Source organism: Streptomyces sp. NPDC028289, assembly GCF_055565975.1.
The window spans coordinates 1,478,404-1,499,348 of sequence record NZ_JBVHTI010000001.1; the positions used below are offsets into that span (position 1 = coordinate 1,478,404).

The following is a 20,945-nucleotide window of genomic DNA, read 5'->3' on the forward strand; positions in this document are numbered from 1 at the left end:
GGGGACTCGTGTTCGACACCGTACTCGTGGCCAACCGGGGCGAGATCGCCGTCCGGGTCATCCGTACGCTGCGGTCGCTGGGCGTGCGCTCGGTGGCCGTGTACTCCGACGCCGACGCGGACGCGCGGCACGTCCGGGAGGCCGACACGGCGGTCCGGCTCGGTCCGGCGCCGGCGGGCGAGAGCTATCTGTCGGTGGAGCGGCTGCTGGCGGCCGCCCGGTCGAGCGGCGCCCGGGCGGTCCACCCCGGGTACGGCTTCCTCGCCGAGAACGCCGCCTTCGCGCGGGCCTGCGAGGAGGCCGGGCTGGTCTTCATCGGCCCGCCGGCCGAGGCGATCGCGCTGATGGGCGACAAGATCCGGGCGAAGGAGACGGTGAGCGCGGCCGGGGTGCCGGTGGTGCCCGGCGGCCGTGATCCAGAACTCGCGGACGCCGCCCGCACGTTGGGGGCACCCGTCCTGCTCAAGCCGTCCGCGGGCGGCGGCGGCAAGGGCATGCGGCTGGTCCGGGACCTGACCCTCCTCGACGAGGAGATCGCCGCCGCCCGCCGCGAGGCCCGCGCCTCCTTCGGCGACGACACCCTTCTCGTCGAGCGGTGGATCGACCGCCCCCGGCACATCGAGATCCAGGTCCTGGCCGACGGCCACGGCAACGTCGTCCACCTCGGCGAGCGCGAGTGCTCGCTCCAGCGCCGGCACCAGAAGGTGATCGAGGAGGCGCCGTCGGTCCTGCTGGACGAGGCGACCCGGGCGGCGATGGGCGAGGCCGCGGTGCAGGCGGCGCGCTCCTGCGGGTACGTCGGCGCGGGCACGGTGGAGTTCATCGTGCCGGGCGGCGACCCTTCCTCGTACTACTTCATGGAGATGAACACCCGCCTCCAGGTGGAGCACCCGGTCACCGAGCTGGTCACCGGACTCGACCTGGTGGAGTGGCAGCTGCGGGTGGCGGCCGGGGAGCGGCTCGGGTTCGCGCAGGAGGACGTCCGGCTGACCGGGCACGCGGTGGAGGCCCGGATCTGTGCCGAGGACCCGGCGCGCGGCTTCCTGCCGACCGGCGGCACGGTCCTCCTGCTGAACGAGCCCTCCGGGGACGGCGTCCGCACCGACTCCGGGCTCAGCGAGGGCACCGAGGTCGGCAGCCTGTACGACCCGATGCTGTCCAAGGTGATCGCGTACGGCCCGGACCGGGAGACCGCGCTCCGGAAGCTGCGCGGGGCCCTCGCGGAGACGGTCACCCTGGGCGTGCAGACCAATGCCGGGTTCCTGCGCCGCCTCCTTGCCCATCCGGCGGTGGTGGCGGGCGAGTTGGACACCGGCCTGGTCGAGCGGGTGGTGGACGACCTGGTCACCGCGGACGTACCGGACGAGGTGTACGAGGCGGCGGCGGCCGTACGGCTGGAGGCGCTGCGGCCGGTCGCGGCGGAGGGGCGCTGGACGGACCCCTTCTCCGTGCCCAGCGGCTGGCGCCTCGGCGGTACCCCCAGGTCCGTCGGCTTCCACCTCCGGGTGCAGGAGCCGGTGGAGTACACCCCGCACGGCACGCACACCGTCACCGCCGACCGCGTGTCCGTCACCCTGGACGGCGTCCGCCACACCTTCCACCGCGCCGCCGACTGGATCGGGCGGGACGGCGACGCCTGGCAGGTCCGCGACCACGACCCGGTCGCCGCCTCGCTGAACCGCACCGCGCACGCCGGCGCCGACTCGCTCACCGCGCCCATGCCCGGCACCGTGACCGTGGTGAAGGTCGCCGTCGGGGACGAGGTGACCGCCGGGCAGAGCCTGCTGGTGGTGGAGGCGATGAAGATGGAGCACGTCATCTCCGCCCCGCACGCCGGCACGGTCGCCGAACTCGACGTGAAGCCCGGCGCCACGGTCGCCATGGACCAGGTGCTGGCCGTGATCGCCCCGCACGAGGAGGAGACGGCATGACCGCCCCGGAGAGCGCCCTCCCCATGGTCGTACCGGCCACGGATCTGCCCGCCCGGGTCCGGATCCACGAGGTCGGCGCGCGCGACGGCCTGCAGAACGAGAAGACGGCCGTACCGACGTCGGTGAAGGCCGAGTTCGTCCACCGCCTGGCCGACGCCGGCCTGACGACGATCGAGGCGACCAGCTTCGTCCACCCCAAGTGGGTGCCCCAACTGGCGGACGCGGAGGACCTGTTCCCCCGGCTCGCGGATCTCCCGGGGGTCGCCCTCCCCGTCCTCGTCCCCAACCAGCGGGGCCTGGACCGGGCCCTGGCCCTGGGCGCCCGCCGGGTCGCCGTCTTCGCCAGCGCCACCGAGTCCTTCGCCAGGGCCAACCTCAACCGCTCGCTGGACGAGTCCCTGGCCGTCTTCGACCCGGTGGTCCGGCAGGCGAAGGACGCGGACGTGCACGTCCGCGGCTATGTCTCGATGTGCTTCGGCGACCCCTGGGAGGGCGCCGTCCCGTTCCACCAGGTGGTCCGGGTCTGCAAGGCGCTGCGCGACATGGGCTGCGACGAGCTGAGCCTCGGCGACACGATCGGCGTGGCCACCCCCGGCCACGTCCTCGAACTGCTCTCCCTGCTCAACGAGGAGGGCGTGCCGACGAACGTCATCGGCGTGCACTTCCACGACACCTACGGCCAGGCGCTCGCCAACACCTACGCGGCCCTGGAACACGGCGTGACGACGGTCGACGCGTCCGCCGGCGGGCTCGGCGGCTGCCCGTACGCCAAGTCCGCCACCGGCAACCTCGCCACCGAGGACCTGGTCTGGATGCTCCAGGGCCTCGGCATCGAGACCGGAGTCGACCTCGGCAAACTCACCGCCACCAGCGTGTGGATGGCCGAACAACTGGGCCGACCCAGCCCGTCCCGTACCGTCCGCGCCCTCTCCCACCAGGAGTGACGACCATGGACCACCGCCTCTCCCCCGAACTGGAAGAACTCCGCCGCACGGTGGAGGAGTTCGCGCACGACGTCGTGGCGCCGAAGATCGGCGACTTCTACGAGCGGCACGAGTTCCCGTACGAGATCGTCCGCGAGATGGGCCGCATGGGCCTGTTCGGCCTGCCCTTCCCCGAGGAGTACGGCGGCATGGGCGGCGACTACCTGGCCCTCGGCATCGCCCTGGAGGAGCTGGCCCGGGTCGACTCGTCGGTGGCGATCACGCTCGAAGCCGGGGTCTCGCTGGGCGCCATGCCCATCCACGTCTTCGGCACGCCCGAGCAGAAGCAGGAGTGGCTGCCGCGGCTCTGCTCCGGCGAGATCCTCGGCGCCTTCGGCCTCACCGAGCCCGACGGCGGCAGCGACGCCGGCGCCACGCGTACGACCGCCCGCCTGGATCCCGCCACCGACGAATGGGTGATCAACGGCAGCAAGTGCTTCATCACCAACTCCGGGACGGACATCACGGGCCTGGTCACCGTCACCGCGGTGACCGGCCGCAAGCCGGACGGCAAGCCGCTGATCTCGTCGATCATCGTCCCCTCCGGCACCCCGGGCTTCACCGTCGCCGCCCCCTACTCCAAGGTCGGCTGGAACGCCTCCGACACCCGGGAGCTGTCCTTCGCCGACGTCCGGGTCCCCGCCGCCAACCTGCTCGGCGAGGAGGGCCGCGGCTACGCCCAGTTCCTCCGCATCCTCGACGAGGGCCGCATCGCCATCGCGGCCCTGGCGACCGGCCTGGCCCAGGGCTGCGTCGACGAGTCGGTCAAGTACGCGAAGGAACGCCACGCCTTCGGCCGCCCCATCGGCTCCAACCAGGCCATCCAGTTCAAGATCGCCGACATGGAGATGAAGGCCCACACGGCCCGCCTCGCCTGGCGGGACGCGGCCTCCCGCCTGGTGGCGGGCGAGCCCTTCAAGAAGGAGGCGGCCCTCGCCAAGCTGTACTCCTCCACCGTCGCCGTGGACAACGCCCGCGACGCCACCCAGGTCCACGGCGGCTACGGCTTCATGAACGAGTACCCGGTGGCCCGCATGTGGCGCGACTCCAAGATCCTGGAGATCGGCGAGGGCACGAGCGAGGTGCAGCGGATGCTCATCGCGCGGGAGTTGGGGCTGGTGAGCTGAGGCCGGACGGCGGTGTGGGCTCCGGCAGGCCTCGGTGCCGGAGCACGCCCGCGGGCGGATCCGCGTGGCGCGTCAGTTCGTCGTGGCAGTGGTGTGGTGCGGCCGGTTGCGTACCAGCAGGGCCGAGGCCAGGGCCGCACACAGGAACACGGCGGCGACGACGGCCATGCCGAGGTGGACGCCGGAGGTGAAGGCGTCGCCGACCGCGGCGGTCACGTTCGGCGGGGTCGTTCCGTGACCGCCGGTGCCCGTGGAGACGGCGTGTTCGACGGCGGGCCGGACCGCCCGGGGGACGTGGTGCGCGTCGAGCCGGTCGGGCAGCCGGGACCGGAGCCGGCTCGCCAGCAGGGCGCCGAGGAGGGCGGAGCCGGTGACGGACCCGATCTGGCGGAAGGCGTTGACGGCTCCGGAGGCCATGCCGGCGTGTTCGTGGGAGACGCTGACCAGGGCGGCGGCGGTGCTCGGCGCGGCCACCATCCCGGATGCGGCGCCGAAGAGCACGTACAGCCACCACACCCGGGCGTAGGGGGTGGTCGGCTCCAGCGTGGTGAACCCGGCCGTGGCGGCGGCTCCGACGAGGAAGCCCAGGGTGAGCGGGAGCTTGAAGCCGGTTCGGCGGATCACGCGTCCGGTCGCGTAGGCGACGACGACGTAGACGCCGAAGAAGGCCAGCAGCCGCCAGCCCACGTCCAGGGCGGAGAGCTGCTGGACGCGCTCGTAGAAGAGCACCGAGAGGATGGCCACCCCGGTGAAGCCGAACAGGGAGACGGCCGCGACGAACATGACGGCGCTGAACGACGCCGACCGGAACAGGCTCATGTCCAGCATGGGGGTGCGGGCGGCCCGCTCAGCGAGGACGAAGCCGCTCAGGGCCACGGCCGCGACGACCCAGGCGGTCAGGATCCGGGGGCTGGTGTAGCCGTCGTGGCCGCCTTCGATGAGGGCGTAGACGAGGGCGGCGATGCCCAGGGCGGCCAGGATCTGGCCGGAGACGTCGAGCTTGCCGGCGGGGCCGCGTGACTCGGCGACGAAGACGGCGGCGGCCATGGTGACGACCGCGAGGGCGGCGGTCGACAGGAAGACCGTGTTCCAGTGGAAATGGTCCAGCAGGGTACCCGCGATGAGCGGGCCGGCGGCGAGCCCGATACCGGAGGCGGCCGCCCAGGCCGTGACGACCTCGGTGCGCCGGTGGGGGTCCGGGAAGGCCGCCCCCAGGATGGCCAGGCTGTTGGGCAGGATGAGGGCGCCGCCGAGGCCGGAGACGAGCTGGCCGGCGATGACGCCTCCGGTCGAGCCCGCGGCGTAGACGGTGAGCGACCCGATGATCATGACCGCGGCGCCGGCGAGGAAGGCGCGCTTGCGGCCGTAGAGGTTGCCGATGGTGCCCGCGGACATCACCAGGCTGGCCACGAGCAGGGTGTACGCGGAGGGGATCCAGACGAGGCCGGTCGGGGAGACGTGCAGGTCGTCCTGGATGGCCGACAGTGCCGACACCGATGCGGTGATCAGCAGGAAGGTCGTCATGGCGCCCAGGCACATCGCGACGAGGGTGACGGCCGCCGCGCGCCGGGAGGGCCGGTGGGAGGTGAGCCGGTCACCGGGTTGCCGGTCGGCCGGCCTGAGTCGGCCCGGGGCGGGCGAAGGGGTGGAAACCATCGTGTCCTCGTCTCAGCCGAGCTGCGAGTGGCGGGCGGGGGCGTGGGGCGCCGTCGGAGACCCGAGCTAACTTACGATTGAGCAAGTCAGCCGCGACGCTATAGGCTGGCTTCGTATGAGGCAAGTCAGGCGGAGGGTGGAGAGATGACGGACCTGCTGCGGGAACGGGACGCCTGGTCCATGGCCAACTGCTCCGTCGCCCGGACCCTGGAGATCGCCGGCAACAGGACGGCGTTGCTGATCATGCGCGAGGCGTTCTTCGGCACCCGCCGGTTCGACGACTTCGCCAGGCGGGTGGGCATCGGCGAACCTGCCGCCTCGGCGCGCCTGAAGGAGCTGACCGCCGCCGGGCTCCTGGAACGCGCGCCCTACCAGGAACCCGGCCAGCGGACCCGCTACGCCTACCAACTGACCGAGAAGGGGCGGGACTTCCTGCCCGTCCTCACGGCGTTGCGGCAGTGGGGCGACACCTGGGCCACGGACGAACAGGGGCCCCCGCTGGTCGTACGCCACCGGGACTGCGGCGCCGCGGTGCACGCGGTGATGCGCTGCGACGACGGCCACGACGTACGGCTCGGGGAGTCGTTCGTCGACGCCGGCCCGGGTCTCATCCGCGTCGGCCCGGACAGCCCCGAACCCGACGGCGACTGAGACGCCGCGGGACGACCACGGCGTCCGCGATCACCCACCACGAGGAGTTGCCTTGACGCTCGACTTCCACCCCGGCCAGGGGACCAGGTCACGCACGTTCAGCTGGGGAGACCCCGCCGTCTCCGCCGACGCCGTCCCGCACCACAGCGGCCTCGGCTTCCTCCGCGAGATCCTGGCCGGCCGCCTGCCCGCCCCGCCGGTCGCCGCCGCCCTGGGATTCACCCTGGAGGAGGCCGAGTACGGCCGCGCGGTCTTCGCACTGGTGCCGGGCGAGGAGCACTACAACCCGATAGGCAGCGTCCACGGCGGCGTGTACGCCACGCTCCTCGACTCCGCGGCCGGCTGCGCGGTGCAGTCCGTGCTGCCCCAGGGCACCGGGTACACCTCGATCGACCTGACCCTGAAGTTCCTGCGCCCGGTCACCGTCGACACCGGCAAGATCCGCGCCATCGGCACCGTCCTCAACAGCGGCCGCCGCACCGCCCTCGCCCAGGCGGAACTCCGCGACTCCGAGGACCGGTTGCTGGCCCATGCCACCAGCAGCTGCATGCTCTTTCCGATCGGGGGCCGCCAGGACGCATGAGCCTGGGAAACGGCGCCGGTCCGTGGGAGGGTCGGGCATCCGGTGCTCTCGATGCGGCAGACCGACATCATGTGCTGCGGGCAGGACGGCCCTCGGGACTGGTGGGCTCGCACGTCGAGGTGTCGCGTAGTCGCGAGCCGCTCGGGCAACTACCAGAGCCAGCGGTCGAGGAACTCGGCCCAGATGAACCCGTGGTAGCCGTCAAAGGCAGGCGGATCGATCTTCTTGAGTTCGTCAGCGAGCATGCTGAGCTCGGCCAGGGCCTCGTCCTCGCGCTCATCCGGATCGCTGAGGATCTCGGACTCGCTGACGTGCAGGCCGTAGTGGTGCAGGGTCCGCAGCCACAGGTCGATGGAGGAGTTGGCGAACCATGCCTCGCCCTGAGGAAGGACGTAGTAGACCGTCCCCGTGCCGGGTTCGACGCCGAACGACCATTGCAGTCCCGGCACGAGGCCGCCATGGCGATTCCGGGTGAGGAGGAAGAGCGACCCCCGAGCCGACGTCTGCAGTGTGGGAGCTGCCGCCACCTCGAACGACACGTACTCGATCAACTGGTCGACGACAGGGATCCCGACATCGACGAGCAGTGCCTTCTGCTCCTCGGGGATCTGCCAGCCCGACACGACTACCGAGTCTGCCCTTGCAACGTTCCCGGTGCCGGCCCAGGCAGTGAGCTCGTCGAACGTCGGCATGTGAGAGTCCTTCCGCGGCCGGCTGCGATGCGGACCCTACCGAGGCTGGGGCCGGACGTTGTCCACAGGCACGGTCGCGGCGGACCGGTGTGCCAGGGCGATCGATACCCCCTGAGCGGCCACGCGGTGGCCCGGGAGATTCTGCACGGAGGCGGCCCCAAATCCCCCGTGCAGCCATATCGTTGGCTGATGCGCGCACACCCTGTGGACCGCCCGGCCGATCTCGACGTCGTACGTGAGTCCTACGACCGGGTAGCCGACAACTACGCCCACATGGTCGTGACGACGGGAGTCGGCGACATCCGTAGGCATCCATGGCTCAAGGCGTCGATCGACGCCTTCGCCGACACCGTGCGCGGGCTTGGGCCCGTCCTCGACGTCGGCTGCGGGCCCGGAACGGTGACCGCCTACCTCGCCGAACGCGGACTCGATGTGTCCGGGGTGGATCTCTCTCCTCGCATGATCGAGAACGCGCGCCGGCTTCATCCGGAGTGCCGCTTCGCAGTCGCTTCCGCCACCGAACTCGACCTCGGTGAAGCGTCTTTGGGCGGAGTGCTCGGCTGGTGGTCACTTTTCAACCTCCCCCGGCACGTCCTTCCCCAGGTCCTCGCCGTGTTCGCGCGCGCGTTGAAGCCAGGCGGACACTTCATCACCGGAACACACGTCGGTGACGAGGACGCGGTGCGCACCGAGGCATACGGAGGCGTACCCGTCCGTTGGACGACACACAAGTGGCGGCCGGAACAACTCGTCGAACTGATCGAGCAAGCCGGCCTGAACCCGGTCGCCGAACTGCGACTCCCCCCGGAGGAGTACAGCGGGCCCGGTCTGGTCGTCATGGCCAAGCGCCCCGGCTGATGATCACCAGGAAGCGGAGCGGCACAGGATCCGCTGCCGGGACTCCGCCTGACGCCTACCGCTGTTTTCCGTTCGGACACCCCCCGAGGGCCCGGTGTACGTAGTCGACCAGGCATGACTTGTCCGGGACGACGTCCGACTCACGGCCAGTCGGTACGCTGCGCCGGTCGGGCACCGTACGTGCGTTGGTGGCGTGGTGATGAGGGCTACGGATCCGGAGTATCGGCCGCGGTCTGAGCGGCCGTTGAGGTCATGCGGAAGCGGGCCCGTGCCGGGAAGAGGACAGGCCGGGCGGGGGGATGGGTCGTCCGATCCACCTGGTCGGCGGACGCGCCGGTTATCGCGCTTTGCGCAGTCGCGGTTACTCAGCGCGGCCGCCTCCGGATGCCCAGGACGGGCGAGGGAGAGGATGCGACGCTGGAGAGAGGGGCCCGCGAGTGGAGGGTCCGAGTGCGTCTCATCCGCGGCCGGGGCCCTCTCCTTCGACCCGGCGACGATGTCCCGGTGCGGCTCATATGGATGCGCCGCAGAAGCGTGCGGTCAGTCTGCTCTGTGAGCCTGCCGGCCGCCGCAGCACTCACCGAGCGTCGCCGGGCGGCCTTACCGCGTGGATCCGGCCCGCCGGGGCCAGGACCACGCGACCGACCCGGAAGGCAGGTGCGTCCCCATGCGCACGTCGACCCGTATCGCCGGTGCCCTCACCGGCCTGGCCCTCACCCTCGGTGGCGCGGTCCTCGCCGCTCCCGCGGCCCGGGCGGACATCCCCGCCTGCACGAAGATGGCCGAACTGGCCGGTGCCACCGCTTCCGACTCCGTCACGGCGGCCTGCAGCCGTGGCGTGGTCGGAGACCTGCAGAGTTGTGTGAGCGGGCTGACCGGGGCCGGAGTGGCGGGCGGCGCCGCGACCGCCGCCTGCCGGGCGGCGGCCCACGAACCGCGCTAGCGGACCGCGCGGCGCCCAGCCTCGTCTCACCTCGTCTCACCTCGTCTCACCTCGTCTCACCTCGTCTCACCTCGTCTCGTCTCGTCTCGTCTCGTCTCGCAGGGCTCATGCGGAGCGCCCATGCTGGGTGAGAGGGCGCCGTCGTCTTGAGACTTGTCCGTCCCGAAGGGCGAACGAAGGCGCCTGAGAGGAGGAGGAAGTCATGCGCATGCGCAGGATCCTGGGCCTCGCCCTGGCCGCGGCAACCCTGGCCGGCGTGAGCGCCGTCGGCGCCGTCAGCGCCGGGGCCGCCTCGTCTCCGAACATCTCCAGAGACGACTGCACAGCCGTCGGCGGACAGATCGTCGCCCGCCCCTACGCCGGCTACGTCTGCGCACTGCCCGACGGGACCGCGCAGGCGATCACCTGACCGGCCTGCGCCCGGCCGGGACCGTCCCGAAGCCAAGGCCGTCACCGCTTCGGGACGGTCCGGGCCGTCCCGAACACCGCGCTCGACGCCGTCCTGAACGGCCTCGGCCATGTCGTCAGACAGCGACCGCCGAGGTCGTCCGCATGTCCCAGCTGTAACGATTCGGACTGCCCTGCTGTACGGACCACGAGCGTCGTTGACACTCGGCAGGTCCTGAACAGGCGCAGAAGAACGGGCACGACCAAGGAGCCGACCGGCACGGTGCACCCGCACCCGTCGGTCGGCTCCGCCGTGCTCTCGACGACTCCGGGGACGACTCCGTCGTTCGGCCCATCAAGGGCATCGGCTGCAACGCCGAAAAGGACCAACGGAGTCGCCCACCCTCGCGTTCCGGTACGCCTCCGCGCCCCAGGCCGCCCCGATGACGGCGGTCCCGTACCCCGGCCGACAGGCCCGGAGGAGATCCCGCATGCGCGTCGTCCTGCCCCTGACCGCCGTCACCACCGCCGCGCTCCTGCTCGTCACGGCCACCGGCGCGGCTCCCGCCACGGCAGACCGGAACCCCGACGGCACACCACTGCTGGTCAAGGTGTCCCACGGCGACCCGTACGCGACGTGCACCATCGGAGCGAGGTCCCCCGACAGCATCGTCTACCCGGGCACCGAGGTCGAGCCGTACCTGGCCGTCGATCCGCGCGACCCCGGGCGCGTGGTCACCGTGTTCCAGCAGGACCGCTGGAACGACGGAGCCGCCCGTGGCCTGGCGGCCGGCTGGACCACGGACGGCCACACCTTCCACCGGAGCACGCTGCCGTTCAGCCTGTGCGCCCCCGGCGGCGCGGACTACGAACGGGCCTCCGACCCCTGGGTGAGCACCGGACCGGACGGCACGGTCTACGCCGGCGGGGAGGGCGTCGACTTCACGAAGAGCACGCGCAGCGCCCTCCTGGCCGTCACCTCCCGCGACGGCGGCCGCACTTGGCAGAACCTCACCACCACGCACGTCGACGAGCAGCCGTTCTTCAACGACAAGCCCTCGCTCACCGCCGACCCGGTCCGCAAGGGCACCGCCTACCAGGTCTGGGACCGCCTCGACAACGACCCGCCCGGCCCCAGCTCCCTCGACGGTCCCGGCTACATCTCCCTCACCCGCGACGGCGGCCGCACCTGGAGCAGGGCCCGTCCGTTCGTCGACACCAGCACCGTGCCGAACACCCAGACCATCGGCCATCTGATCGTCGCCGACCGGCGCACCGGCATCCTGTACGACTTCTTCGACCGGATCACCCTCTCCGACGATCTGAGCACCGTCGTCGAAGCCCGCTACGAGGTGGTCACCTCGACCGACGCCGGAGAGACCTGGAGCGCCCCGGTCACCGTGGCCCGGGACACCTCCGTACCGGAGGTCGACCCGAACGACCCCGCCAAACCGCTGCGCGCCGGGTCCACCCTGCCGAGTCCGGCCGTCGACCCCGGGACGGGCACGCTGTACATGGCCTACGAGGGCTCGGACTTCTCGGGTGGAAAGTTCGACTCCGTCCAGCTCGTGCGGTCCACCGACGGCGGACGCACCTGGGGGACCCCGGAGCTGATCAGCCCCAAGGGCGTTCCGGCCTTCTCACCGTCGATCGCGGTCGCCGAGCGGGGCACGGTCGCGCTCACCTACTACGACCTGCGCTTCCTCAGGCCCGGCAACACCACCACCCTGCCCACCGCCTACCAACTGGCCACGCTGCAGCACGGAGACCCGAGGCTCCGGACCGAACGCCGGATCTCGCGGGTCTTCGACTGGCTGCAGGCGCCGTACGCCGGGGGCTACTTCCTCGGCGACTACCAAGGCCTGGCGGCAGACGGCGAGGGAGTACGGGCGGTACTCACCGAGACCAACTCCGGCGCACCGCAGAACCGTACGGACGTGTACACCGGCAGTCTCCGCACCCGCTGACCGACGCGGACGCCGTCGGCCGCCCGCCAACGGGAGCGCCCCGCGGCGCGTGGCTGCGGGGCGCCTTGTGAGGTTCAGTCGACCTGCTCCCCGTCGTACGTACCGCCCTTGCAGAGGTTGTCCGCCAGATCGGGCGTTCCACCGCCCTGCTTGCAATGGGAAGGGGTGACGTAGGACGGGGCACCCTGTGCGGTGGCGGCGGTGGCGGTGGCGGCGCCTGTCAGGCCGAGTCCGGCGAGGGCTGCCGTGGCGATGACGGCGCCGAGGATTCGTCGAATGCGCATGTGGTTCGCCTTTCACGGATTGCCTCGGTTGGGGCACTAGCCAGCTTGATCTTCACCCATGTGGGTGGCACGTCACGTTGGGCCATTCGGGTGACAGAGCTGTCGGGCGCGGGGCCGGTGACGCGCCCCGTCAGACAGGCCCTGGAACGAAGAGACCATGCGGGATCGCGGGCCCCGACTGCGCGCCAGCCCCCTGCGGGGCTTCGCAGGGCAGCACATCCCCGTGTCACCGGTACCGATCTACCGCGCCGCTGTCGCCCCCCCCCCCGCCCGGACTCCTCGACTTGCGGCTCGGGTACGGCGTCGCCTCTCGGTCACGGCCGTGGGGGGTGTGACCGTCACCGGTGGTCGCGGAACCTGTACGCTGCGCGGCGATCGCCCGCTGACCCGATGCCGTGATGGCGACCGCGCCCCCAGCCGGAGCGGACAGCATGGCCGACAGCTCCTCCCGCGCTCCGGGATCACCCTGCAATGCGCGCCACAGGACCCTGTCCGGCACCGCCGTGGAATCGGTGTCGTCCTGCTCGTCGGCAACAGCAGCGTCGCTCGAGACTTGCGCCGGTTACGCGCGGTGCTGAGTGCAGTTCCACGTCGATCCCCACGGCTCATGGCGCCTGCTGCAGAGGTTCGCTCGCGCCCTTGATGAGCACTGCCGGGCACGGACGACGGCTGTGGTTGGTGTACTTCAGTGCTGTACCGCGCGCATCCACGCCAGGACGTTGCCACTCGAAGTCAGAAGCTACGGATGATCAACCATCCGGCGATTCCGAGCACCAGCAGGTATCCACCGATAGAGAGTGTTTTACCCAAACCTTCGCGACCAGCGTTCTCGACCCGCCGGCCTATGATCCCGACCAGCGGTGCCACAAAAATGATCAGAAGGATGCCGATAAAGAAGTCCATGATGCCCCCTGGCTGCGATGACTTCCCGGTGATCCAGGGCGTGATCGTAAGTCACGGGATCTTCCAGGGGGAATCTCCACACCTGCTCAAACCATGGGGCAAACCTTGATCGCCCTGATGCAAGTCAGCGGGGCGCCATCCATCAGTTGCGGTTGCCACCCCGGGTTGAGCACGGAATTTGAACCTGTGGTCTCATCTTCGTCAGGTCGATCGCGGCACCCTCCGGGCCCTGCACTTCGCTGGGAAAGCGGCTCGACGCCGCCCGCTGGTGTCAGCGATCGAGCGACCTCTTGACAACCGATCGCTCGGCCTGCGGCGCAGCGCACAGGAACTGATGAGCCGGCGTCACCAGCTCACCGGGTATCGGATCAATGCCGCGCACTCGGACAGCCACGATGTCGATCACGACGGGCGAGTGAGGGGGCGTGACCTTCACCAGCCGCCACCGGAAAGGCCGGGGGACGTCCTTGGCCGGTAGGTCCGTCATGGCCAGGTGGACCCATCGATCGTAGACAGTGGGATAGACCCGCACATCAGCCCCGCACAGACGGCAAGTCGGCGGCTCCACAAACGTCACATCGTCGGGGTCGAACTCGTGTCGAGGTGGCGCTGTTGCGCCCTCTTGCTCCGCCATTTCGTTGGCGAGCCGATTCCAACAGCCGTCGCACAGTACAGCCATGAGATCAATGCGCCCTCGGCTACGGACCGTCGGGCCGTCCTCCCCACAGCGCTGGCATAAGTGCTCGTCGCGATCGTCGCTCGCCCCCATGTATCCGAGTGTGAGCGAGTCTGAGCAATTCGTAGTAGGGCGCGATTTGGCCGCATTTGACGATCAGGAGAGCAGGTGAGCCTCGGCGCGGCGATGGGCTCGACCTGGGCCGGCGTCCCTGAGGCGCCATCCCGCAAAAGGAGGTGGGCTCGGCGGTCTCTGAGTCAGTGCGATCCGCCCGGCATGTGTCGTTCAGCGGCCTAGTGCCGTATCGAGCAATGTTCGCGCTGTCGCCGGCGGGCGGTGCCAGCTCGTGCTGAGTGGCGCGGTCTACTCGGCGTCGAGCTGGTGATCGGCCCAGACGTAGCTTTCAGGCAGCAAGTCGGTGACAAGGACGGTTCGGAGGTGGTTGCCTTCGCCGACGATGACCTGGAGGGCGGGAAAGTAGTCGAGAAGGACCTGACGGCACCGGCCGCACGGGGGGACAACCCCCCGGTCGCGGTCGCCCACAGCGACAATCGTGTCCAGTTCGTAGGCGCCCTGGGCGGCTGCCGCGCCAATCACGACCAGCTCGGCGCAGGGGCCTCCCGTGAAGTGGTAGGCGTTCACCGCCGTGACGATCCGGCCGTCCCGGGCGCGGGCCGCGGCCGCCATGGTGTGGTTGTCGCCGCGGCAGCGAGTGCGTGCGACGTGCGCCGCGGCCTGGATGAGTTCGTGGTCGACGGGGTGGGTCTGCGTGGTCATCTTCTCTGCCTTCGTCAGGTGTCAGGCGACGTTGACCTGAGTGACGATGGCGTGCAAGCGAATATCGGCGGTGTGCTTGTTCCGCCAGATGATGTAGCGGCGGATCACGCTGCCTTGTTCCTTGTGGCTGCTGTGGTCGGTGCCGTCCAGCGTGAAGGAGCGCAGGGCGGTGAACTGGGCCTCGATCCGGTTCAGCCACGAGCTATTGGTCGGCGTGCAGGCGAATTCGACGTTATCGGCCTTGGCCCGGTCGCCGGCCCGGGTGTCCTTCTCGGTGGTCAGGCGCGGGGAGGAGTTGTCGAGCACGATCGCGATACGAATCCTGGGCGGGTAGAGACTGCGCAGGTAGCTGCAGAACTCCAGAAGCCTTGTCCGGTTCTTCTTCGTCTTGATGTGGCCGTAGAGCTTGTCCCTGCCCAGGTCGTGGGCGGCGAACAGGTGCCTGACTCCGTGCGGGCGGGTGTAGGCCGCGCGTCGGCGGAGCCGGTTCCTGGTCGGGGTCCTTGTGCCTGCCGCCGCGCTCGGCCCGCTGCCGACCGGGGTAAGGCTGGAGATTGAGCGAACCGAACTCGTCCAGGCAGAAGACGACTTCGGGCTCGTCTTCCTTGGGTATGACCTCGTCGTCATCGTTTTCCCGGACGCGTACTCGTCCTGCCACCCGCGCAGCCTGACACCACTGCGCCGTCCGGCCCAGTATCCGAACGGCGCGTCATGTCACCCCGGGGCAAGGGCGATTACGGGTCACCAGACGGTCCGTGCTCAGGACGGCCCGCGGACCGTTCAGCAGGCGCGGGATGCGAAATTGTCGGCGCGGAAGAGGCGGTGGGCTGTCTGGCTTCCTGCCCGTACGGCGTGGTCGGCGTGGCTGGGTCGGCAGCGGCGGGACTCGGGGTCGTACTCGGTCATGATCACACCGGCGTGGTCGGTGTCGGGCACGTCGAGCGAGGTTGGCCAGCCCCGGTGCTGAAGAGCCGCATGGAGTTGGCGTGGCTGTTGGACGTCCACGACCGGAAGAGCAGATCCATGGATCAGCCAGACGGGGATGGCCGGCAGCGATTCTTGGGCCCTTGTCAGTTCGTCGATCGGGGCGCGACCCGTCAGCGGTTCCGGTCGGGTGTATCCATCGGCGATACCGACGACGGCACGGGGTCTCCAGCCGTCGAGTGCGCCGGGGTCCATGGCGGCGGCCATCGCAGCCTTGCTCCCCAGGGACCAGCCGGCAAGCGCGATCCGTCCGGTGTCTCCCCCGAATTCGGCTGCGTTCTGCTGGACGAACATGGCGGACTCGCGTAGGTGGGTTCGACCACTATCGTCGGCGTCCGACCGCCAGTCCGGGACGAAGCACACGGCACCCAGCGAAGCCGCGGCCCGGGCGAGCGGCGCGAGAACGTCCCGCTCCTCGGGACCTCTTCCGTGCCAGAGCAGCACGACCGGCGACGCCTCCGAAGTCGCAGGCCGACGTCCAAACGCTGTCCACTGGCTCCATATACGAGCCCGCTCACCACAGCGACATCCACGGTCAACACTTCCCGCCCCGTTCCGCACGACGTCCTGGCGCATCGCGCGGCGGGGCCCCGACCCTAACGATCAGGCTGCTCATCCAGGCCCACGCGGACAGGGCGAACCTTGCCTGACGCGGCACTGGGACGTCGCACTCGGGTTCGCCCCGATACGGAAACCCCGGTTCGAATCCGGGCCATGGTCACCCTTGGAACCTCCACCCTTGCGAGCGCGCGACTCACCTCAACTCACGTCCGAGGGCTGGCACCTGCGGCGATATCCAATACGCCCCTCTGAGCCGGCGCTGGCGGCTACGCCCCAGCTTCAGCGTTGCCCTGGTGGCCGCTCGTCCGCCCGCTGTGGCTGCCGCTGCCCGATACGGACCTTCTCTTGCCACCGCGCAGCCAACCCGGCCTCGAAGTTCGCCAGTCGAAGATCGAGATCTGCCACGAGCTGACAGAAGGCGTCGCCGACCTCGCCTGTGTCGGCATCGGTGAGCAGCTCGCACACGTGGCACAGGGCCGGGTCACGGTAGAGGAGTGTCCCGTCCTCCGCCCAGCTGTCAAACTGGATCACTGATCCGAGCCGCCCGCACCAGTCGCAGGGCTCCGGAGACCCCACTGCCGCCGCATTCATCGCCGCAAGGTACCGCAGCGTGCAGGACTGACCTGCGCCCGTCAGGTTCCCGCTCCCGCCACCACCGCCCACCCCGGCTCCACATGCACGCCACTGCTCGCCGGCACTCGCGAACGGCGCCCCCGCCATCTCGCAGCCTGAGCGCCCCGCTGGAGGCTGGATTGGGCCGTGACTGCCGCCCTCTGCGGTGATCTGCCATGAGCGGGGCCAGTGGAGTCCCAGTGGACTTTGTGGCACGTGCGTGGCAGGCCGTGACCCTCGCAAGGGGCCAGTTCGAGGGGATCGATCCGGGCCTGCTCCGGCGGCAGCGTCCGCATGATGCGGCAGTCGGACAGAGATGCCGGCGTACGTCCCCGCCTGGCGTCGTTGATGTCAGTCGTGGATGTCAGAAGTCTTCTGATCCGTAGGTCTACAGAGATCGGTCATCAAGACGGAGCGCGCGCAACTCCCATGGCTGCGGGTCTCACTTGGCGCTAGCGTGCGGCGGTGATCAGTTGTGAGGGAGTACGTCTGGGTGCGGAGGCCGCACATCGTCTGGCAGCGATAGGCCTCTATGAGTTCGAGCCGGGGCTGACGGATGTCGAGTTCGAGCGCATCGAACGCGACTACGGCTTCGAGTTCGCGGACGATCACCGAGCCTTCCTTGCGGCCGGCCTACCGGTCAATGTCCCGCCTGAGGACGGACAGACCTGGTCCAGGCCCTGGCCGGAGTGGCGCGGCGGTGATCCGGACAGCTTGCGCCGACAGCTCGACTGGCCGGTCGAGGGTGTACTGCTCGGTGTTGAACACAACAGGTTCTGGTACGCGGGCTGGGGTGAGCGTCCGGCCGAGGAGGCGGCGGCGCTGGACGCGGCGCGGCATCGTCTGCTGGAGGTGCCGCTGATGGTGCCCGTGTATGCCCACCGGTACCTGCCCGCCGGCCGGGGGAGCTTCGGGCATCCGGTGCTCTCGATGTGGCAGACCGACATCATCTATTACGGGCTGGACTTGGTCGACTACATGCACCAGGAGTTCGACGAGGCGCGGGGTGAGGTCGACGAGAGCTGGGACCCGCGAGCAACGGTTCCCTTCTGGCGGGACCTTCTCTGACCCTGCTCCCGGGTACGCGCGCTGGCGGATGACCTCAGCTTGGAAGCTGCGGGCATTTGGGCGCTTGTGGTGCGAGGCCGCATGCACATCCTGTCGAAGGCGTGGAGGCAGGAGTGTCCGCGTCTCATGCCATGATCCTCGGGTGCTGCAGATCCCGGGATACCAAGGCGGCCCTTTGGTCGAAGGGAGCGCCTACCTGGACGCCCCGTTGTTCTGGCCGGTGCACCTCGGTACCTGTTTGCGCGGTGAGGACGCGCAGCGAGCTGCGTTCGGTGCCGACTGGGACGCGGCCATGGAGCTGCACCGAGTGCTCTCCGCCGCCCACGAGTGGCCCGTGTTCAGGGTGCCCCTGTACTCCGGCCACACCCTCTATGTCGTCTACCGCAACCTCGACGGGGACCGGGGAGTGGACTACCTGATACATCATCCGGCCTGGCCCGCAGCAGAGACTCTCGCGGTGGACGACGGCCACTTCATGGGGCCCGGCACGGCCTGGCTGGAACTGCTGTCCGCTGCGCGACAGCCGGCACCAGAGGGGGTTGGCGATGCCGACGCTCGCCTCCTGTTGCTCTTCCCGACCCTCGGTGATGCGCGGCTCCCCGACGACGCTGCTGTACCCCTCACTGCCGCGCTTGCCGCTCTCACCTTGATTGAAGAGCCCGCCGAAGTAGCGGGGATGCTGCTGGAAAACCAGGGGCAGTGGGAGCCTGCCTACTGGAGGCTGGCGGACACCGTCTGGATCAACGACGGCGGGCACTCCTACCGAAACCCCTGCAACGCCTTTGCTCTGCCGGAGAGGCGCCTTCGGGAGATCAGCAACGCTCTGAACGGCGAGCAGCGACGGCCGCACCGGGCATCCGACTGAAGCTCTGGGCCTGGGGAGCCGCGGTCGTCCCGGGCCCGTTACAGCCCCGCCCTGGACGGACAGCTGAACAGTGGCTTCGCCGGCGTCAGCAGACTTCACCGCAGTGCGCACGTTTTACGTCTCATCGGCGGTCACAAGTTCTGGGACTTCGGCAGCGGTCTCTCGGCTTCGCCCGGCCCGGGCCCTGCTCGGCGCCCGTAAACTCGTGGCGTGGCATTCCTGAGCACCCCGCACCACTGCTTCCTGTGACCGGAAGGCATTGAGGGCGATGCCGGTCGGCGTCGCTCTCGTTGGTGTGCCTGCTGTGTGAACCACGTTGCTGTCACTGCCCGTTCCTCTCCACGGCGGCAGCCTTCTGCGTGCGCACGCAGGCACGGCCCTTCTCCTTCCACCGTCGCCAGGAGTGCCTCGTGCCCGTGTCGCTTCCCCCTGCCCTCGAACTCTCCCTCGACCTGCTGTGCTGCCCGACGTGCCGCACGTACCGCCTGTACCCCGACGGCAACGCGCTGCGCTGCCCGGCGGGCCACACCTTCGACATCGCCCGCCACGGCTACGCCGGCCTGCTGACGGGCACCCGCGCCACCAGCGGCGACGACGCGGTCATGGTGCAGGCCCGGGAGCGGTTCCTGTCCACCGGCGGCTACGCGCCCATCCGTGACGTCGTGGCGCGTCTGGCGGCCGCGGCCGCGCCCGAGCGGGCCACGGTGCTGGACGTGGGCTGCGGCACGGGCTACTACCTGGCCGGTGTTCTCGACCAACTGCCCGGCTCCCGAGGTCTGGGCCTGGACACGTCGGTGCGTGCGCTGCGCTCGGCGGCCCGGGCCCATGCCCGTGCCGCCGCGGCGGCCTGGGACGTCTTCCGTCCCTTTCCGCTGGCCACCGCGGCGGCCGACGTCGTGCTGGACGTGTTCGCCCCGCGCAACCCGGCCGAGTTCCACCGGGTCCTGCGCCCGACCGGCCGGTTGGTCGTGGTCCGCCCCACCGGGCGCCACCTGGCCGAGCTGCGCGAGCGGGTGCCCGCGATGGTGACGATCGACCCGGCCAAGGAGCAGCGCCTGCACCGGGCACTGGATCCGTTCTTCGCCGTCGCCGCCACCGAGGAGGTGGAGTACTTCGCGACCCCGGCCGGGAAGGAGGCCCTCGACCTGCTGGCGATGACGCCGAGTGCACGCCACGTGAGCCACGCGGACATGAGCGGCGCCAGCCTCCTGCCCGACCGGATCACCGTCTCCGTGCTGGCCACCGCCTACCGGCCCCGGACGGAGCACCGAGGGGCCGGGCCTGTACATCTGAGGTTAGGCTAACCTAATCTTCATCCCGTCCGGCGGTGTTTCCGCACGTCCGAAAGCAGGCACACCTATGCCCAACGCCAGAGCAGCCCACCTCACCCGCCGTGGCATCCTCGCCGCCGGTGGTGCCCTCGGTCTCGGCGCCGTGCTTGCCGCCTGCGGTGACGACGACAAAAGCGGTGGCTTCTCCGACAAGGAGACGACGGCCGCCAAGTCCGGTCCCTGGACGTTCAAGGACGACCGGGGGACCACGGTGAAGCTGGACAAGGCCCCCGCGAACATCGTCGCGTTCGTCGGCGTCGCCGCCGCGCTGTACGACTACGGCATCGGCGTCAAGGGCGTCTTCGGGCCGACCAGGACCAAGGCCGGCAAGGCCGATGTCCAGGCCGGCGACATGGACATCAGCAAGCTGACCGTTCTCGGCAACGAGTGGGGGCAGTTCAACGTCGAGAAGTACGCGGCGCTGGCGCCGGACGTTCTCATCACCACCATGTTCGACGGCGCCGGCACCCTCTGGTACGTCCCGGACGACTCCAAGGACAAGATCGCCAAGCTCGCCCCGAGCGTCGGCATCTCGGCCTACGACCGTCAGCTGACCGTCCCGCTGCAGCGCGTCTGGGCGCTCGCCGAGTCGCTCGGCGCGGACATGACGGCGAGCAAGGTGACCGACGCGAAGAAGCGGTTCGAGGAGGCGTCGTCCCGGCTGCGCGCCGCCGCCAAGGCGCACCCCGGCATCACGGTGATGGCCGGTTCCGCCGCCCAGGACCTGTTCTACGTCTCCGGCTCCAACCTCTCCGTGGACCTGGAGTACTTCAAGGCCCTCGGCGTGAACCTCGTCGAGCCCTCGGCGTCCGTACTGAAGGCGAGCGGCGGCTGGTACGAGTCGCTGAGCTGGGAGAACGTCGACAAGTACAAGGCCGACATCATCATGATGGACGACCGTACGGCGACCATCCAGCCCGCCGACATCACCCAGGCCACCTGGAAGAAGCTCGCCGCGGTGCAGGCCGGGCAGGTCATCGCCCGCTCCCCCGAGCCGATCTTCTCCTACGACAAGTGCGTCGCGATGGTGGAGAACCTCGCCAAGGCGATCGAGACGGCGAAGAAGGTCAGTTGACCTGCACGAAGCAGCACGCCCATACAACTTC

The 20,945-nt window shown here is 70.0% G+C and carries 21 protein-coding genes and 1 pseudogene; 13 read left to right on the forward strand and 9 right to left on the reverse strand.

Annotated features, from left to right (window positions below; all coding sequences use genetic code 11):
* Positions 1–8 precede the first annotated feature (8 nt).
* From ACZ4UV_RS06490 to ACZ4UV_RS06500, 3 genes are read left to right on the forward strand one after another with little or no spacing between them, the layout of a single operon-like run.
* A complete protein-coding gene (locus ACZ4UV_RS06490) occupies positions 9–1,931 on the forward strand; it encodes an acetyl/propionyl/methylcrotonyl-CoA carboxylase subunit alpha (RefSeq protein ID WP_467836046.1) in 1,923 nt (640 codons plus the stop codon).
* Positions 1,928–2,875 carry a hydroxymethylglutaryl-CoA lyase gene (locus ACZ4UV_RS06495; protein ID WP_451019091.1) on the forward strand — a complete coding sequence of 316 codons (948 nt, stop codon included), beginning with the start codon at positions 1,928–1,930 and terminating at the stop codon, positions 2,873–2,875. Before ACZ4UV_RS06490 ends, ACZ4UV_RS06495 begins: the two co-directional genes overlap by 4 nt.
* A gap of 5 nt (positions 2,876–2,880) precedes the next feature.
* Positions 2,881–4,041 carry an acyl-CoA dehydrogenase family protein gene (locus tag ACZ4UV_RS06500; protein WP_451019092.1) on the forward strand — a complete coding sequence of 387 codons (1,161 nt, stop codon included), beginning with the start codon at positions 2,881–2,883 and terminating at the stop codon, positions 4,039–4,041.
* 72 nt (positions 4,042–4,113) lie between these two features.
* Here the strand turns inward: ACZ4UV_RS06500 and ACZ4UV_RS06505 are convergent, their stop codons facing one another.
* On the reverse strand, positions 4,114–5,697 hold the full coding sequence (locus tag ACZ4UV_RS06505; protein ID WP_451019093.1) for an MFS transporter: 1,584 nt from the start codon (positions 5,695–5,697) through the stop codon (positions 4,114–4,116).
* 144 nt (positions 5,698–5,841) lie between these two features.
* Between ACZ4UV_RS06505 and ACZ4UV_RS06510 the strand changes: the two genes are divergently transcribed.
* Positions 5,842–6,348 (forward strand): winged helix-turn-helix transcriptional regulator, encoded by a 507-nt coding sequence (locus ACZ4UV_RS06510; protein ID WP_451019094.1) that lies wholly within the window; start codon positions 5,842–5,844, stop codon positions 6,346–6,348.
* Positions 6,349–6,400: 52 nt separating this feature from the next.
* Positions 6,401–6,931 (forward strand): PaaI family thioesterase, encoded by a 531-nt coding sequence (locus ACZ4UV_RS06515; protein WP_467836051.1) that lies wholly within the window; start codon positions 6,401–6,403, stop codon positions 6,929–6,931.
* 149 nt (positions 6,932–7,080) lie between these two features.
* On the opposite strand, the gene ACZ4UV_RS06520 is transcribed toward ACZ4UV_RS06515, so the two are convergent.
* A complete protein-coding gene (locus tag ACZ4UV_RS06520; RefSeq protein WP_467836053.1) occupies positions 7,081–7,623 on the reverse strand; it encodes an SUKH-4 family immunity protein in 543 nt (180 codons plus the stop codon).
* Between the two features lie 189 nt (positions 7,624–7,812).
* Here ACZ4UV_RS06520 and ACZ4UV_RS06525 point away from each other — a divergent pair, with 189 nt between their 5' ends.
* From ACZ4UV_RS06525 to ACZ4UV_RS06540, 4 genes are all read left to right on the forward strand, one after another.
* Positions 7,813–8,481, forward strand: coding sequence for a class I SAM-dependent methyltransferase (locus tag ACZ4UV_RS06525; RefSeq protein WP_451019097.1), 669 nt, complete (start codon positions 7,813–7,815; stop codon positions 8,479–8,481).
* Positions 8,482–9,148: 667 nt separating this feature from the next.
* Positions 9,149–9,424 carry a hypothetical protein gene (locus tag ACZ4UV_RS06530; RefSeq protein ID WP_451019098.1) on the forward strand — a complete coding sequence of 92 codons (276 nt, stop codon included), beginning with the start codon at positions 9,149–9,151 and terminating at the stop codon, positions 9,422–9,424.
* Between the two features lie 202 nt (positions 9,425–9,626).
* The gene (locus ACZ4UV_RS06535; RefSeq protein ID WP_451019099.1) at positions 9,627–9,833 is read left to right on the forward strand and encodes a hypothetical protein; all 207 of its coding nucleotides are present in this window, start codon (positions 9,627–9,629) and stop codon (positions 9,831–9,833) included.
* A gap of 469 nt (positions 9,834–10,302) precedes the next feature.
* Positions 10,303–11,778 (forward strand): sialidase family protein, encoded by a 1,476-nt coding sequence (locus ACZ4UV_RS06540; RefSeq protein ID WP_467836057.1) that lies wholly within the window; start codon positions 10,303–10,305, stop codon positions 11,776–11,778.
* Positions 11,779–11,852: 74 nt separating this feature from the next.
* Here ACZ4UV_RS06540 and ACZ4UV_RS06545 read toward each other — a convergent pair whose 3' ends face one another.
* From ACZ4UV_RS06545 to ACZ4UV_RS06575, 7 genes and pseudogenes are all read right to left on the reverse strand, one after another.
* Positions 11,853–12,062 carry a hypothetical protein gene (locus ACZ4UV_RS06545; RefSeq protein WP_467836059.1) on the reverse strand — a complete coding sequence of 70 codons (210 nt, stop codon included), beginning with the start codon at positions 12,060–12,062 and terminating at the stop codon, positions 11,853–11,855.
* 732 nt (positions 12,063–12,794) lie between these two features.
* Entirely contained in the window at positions 12,795–12,965 is a 171-nt protein-coding gene (locus ACZ4UV_RS06550) for a hypothetical protein (protein ID WP_451020572.1), read from the reverse strand.
* Between the two features lie 271 nt (positions 12,966–13,236).
* A complete protein-coding gene (locus ACZ4UV_RS06555) occupies positions 13,237–13,734 on the reverse strand; it encodes a DUF6083 domain-containing protein (RefSeq protein ID WP_467836061.1) in 498 nt (165 codons plus the stop codon).
* A 270-nt stretch (positions 13,735–14,004) separates the two neighbouring features.
* On the reverse strand, positions 14,005–14,418 hold the full coding sequence (locus tag ACZ4UV_RS06560; protein ID WP_451020570.1) for a cytidine deaminase family protein: 414 nt from the start codon (positions 14,416–14,418) through the stop codon (positions 14,005–14,007).
* A 21-nt stretch (positions 14,419–14,439) separates the two neighbouring features.
* Positions 14,440–15,043: pseudogene (locus tag ACZ4UV_RS06565) on the reverse strand (transposase); the annotation flags it as partial.
* Between the two features lie 155 nt (positions 15,044–15,198).
* The gene (locus ACZ4UV_RS06570; protein ID WP_467836063.1) at positions 15,199–15,846 is read right to left on the reverse strand and encodes an alpha/beta hydrolase; all 648 of its coding nucleotides are present in this window, start codon (positions 15,844–15,846) and stop codon (positions 15,199–15,201) included.
* A 396-nt stretch (positions 15,847–16,242) separates the two neighbouring features.
* A complete protein-coding gene (locus ACZ4UV_RS06575) occupies positions 16,243–16,494 on the reverse strand; it encodes a hypothetical protein (RefSeq protein WP_467836065.1) in 252 nt (83 codons plus the stop codon).
* Between the two features lie 546 nt (positions 16,495–17,040).
* Here ACZ4UV_RS06575 and ACZ4UV_RS06580 point away from each other — a divergent pair.
* The 4 genes from ACZ4UV_RS06580 to ACZ4UV_RS06595 all read left to right on the forward strand — a co-directional run bounded on the left by ACZ4UV_RS06580 (position 17,041) and on the right by ACZ4UV_RS06595 (position 20,914).
* Entirely contained in the window at positions 17,041–17,643 is a 603-nt protein-coding gene (locus ACZ4UV_RS06580; protein ID WP_467836067.1) for a hypothetical protein, read from the forward strand.
* Between the two features lie 142 nt (positions 17,644–17,785).
* Positions 17,786–18,508 (forward strand): hypothetical protein, encoded by a 723-nt coding sequence (locus ACZ4UV_RS06585; RefSeq protein ID WP_451020566.1) that lies wholly within the window; start codon positions 17,786–17,788, stop codon positions 18,506–18,508.
* Between the two features lie 410 nt (positions 18,509–18,918).
* The gene (locus ACZ4UV_RS06590; protein ID WP_467836072.1) at positions 18,919–19,812 is read left to right on the forward strand and encodes a methyltransferase domain-containing protein; all 894 of its coding nucleotides are present in this window, start codon (positions 18,919–18,921) and stop codon (positions 19,810–19,812) included.
* 55 nt (positions 19,813–19,867) lie between these two features.
* Positions 19,868–20,914 carry an ABC transporter substrate-binding protein gene (locus tag ACZ4UV_RS06595; RefSeq protein ID WP_451020564.1) on the forward strand — a complete coding sequence of 349 codons (1,047 nt, stop codon included), beginning with the start codon at positions 19,868–19,870 and terminating at the stop codon, positions 20,912–20,914.
* The last annotated feature ends 31 nt before the right edge of the window (positions 20,915–20,945 follow it).

Bases quoted from the DNA above. Each gene is read 5' to 3' on its own strand.
- ACZ4UV_RS06560 (WP_451020570.1), bottom strand. From the start codon at position 14,418: ATGACCACGCAGACCCACCCCGTCGACCACGAACTCATCCAGGCCGCG.
- ACZ4UV_RS06525 (WP_451019097.1), top strand. From the start codon at position 7,813: ATGCGCGCACACCCTGTGGACCGCCCGGCCGATCTCGACGTCGTACGT.
- ACZ4UV_RS06505 (WP_451019093.1), bottom strand. From the start codon at position 5,697: ATGGTTTCCACCCCTTCGCCCGCCCCGGGCCGACTCAGGCCGGCCGAC.
- ACZ4UV_RS06495 (WP_451019091.1), top strand. From the start codon at position 1,928: ATGACCGCCCCGGAGAGCGCCCTCCCCATGGTCGTACCGGCCACGGAT.
- ACZ4UV_RS06550 (WP_451020572.1), bottom strand. From the start codon at position 12,965: ATGGACTTCTTTATCGGCATCCTTCTGATCATTTTTGTGGCACCGCTG.
- ACZ4UV_RS06530 (WP_451019098.1), top strand. From the start codon at position 9,149: ATGCGCACGTCGACCCGTATCGCCGGTGCCCTCACCGGCCTGGCCCTC.
- ACZ4UV_RS06520 (WP_467836053.1), bottom strand. From the start codon at position 7,623: ATGCCGACGTTCGACGAGCTCACTGCCTGGGCCGGCACCGGGAACGTT.
- ACZ4UV_RS06500 (WP_451019092.1), top strand. From the start codon at position 2,881: ATGGACCACCGCCTCTCCCCCGAACTGGAAGAACTCCGCCGCACGGTG.
- ACZ4UV_RS06555 (WP_467836061.1), bottom strand. From the start codon at position 13,734: ATGGGGGCGAGCGACGATCGCGACGAGCACTTATGCCAGCGCTGTGGG.
- ACZ4UV_RS06595 (WP_451020564.1), top strand. From the start codon at position 19,868: ATGCCCAACGCCAGAGCAGCCCACCTCACCCGCCGTGGCATCCTCGCC.
- ACZ4UV_RS06540 (WP_467836057.1), top strand. From the start codon at position 10,303: ATGCGCGTCGTCCTGCCCCTGACCGCCGTCACCACCGCCGCGCTCCTG.
- ACZ4UV_RS06510 (WP_451019094.1), top strand. From the start codon at position 5,842: ATGACGGACCTGCTGCGGGAACGGGACGCCTGGTCCATGGCCAACTGC.
- ACZ4UV_RS06545 (WP_467836059.1), bottom strand. From the start codon at position 12,062: ATGCGCATTCGACGAATCCTCGGCGCCGTCATCGCCACGGCAGCCCTC.
- ACZ4UV_RS06535 (WP_451019099.1), top strand. From the start codon at position 9,627: ATGCGCATGCGCAGGATCCTGGGCCTCGCCCTGGCCGCGGCAACCCTG.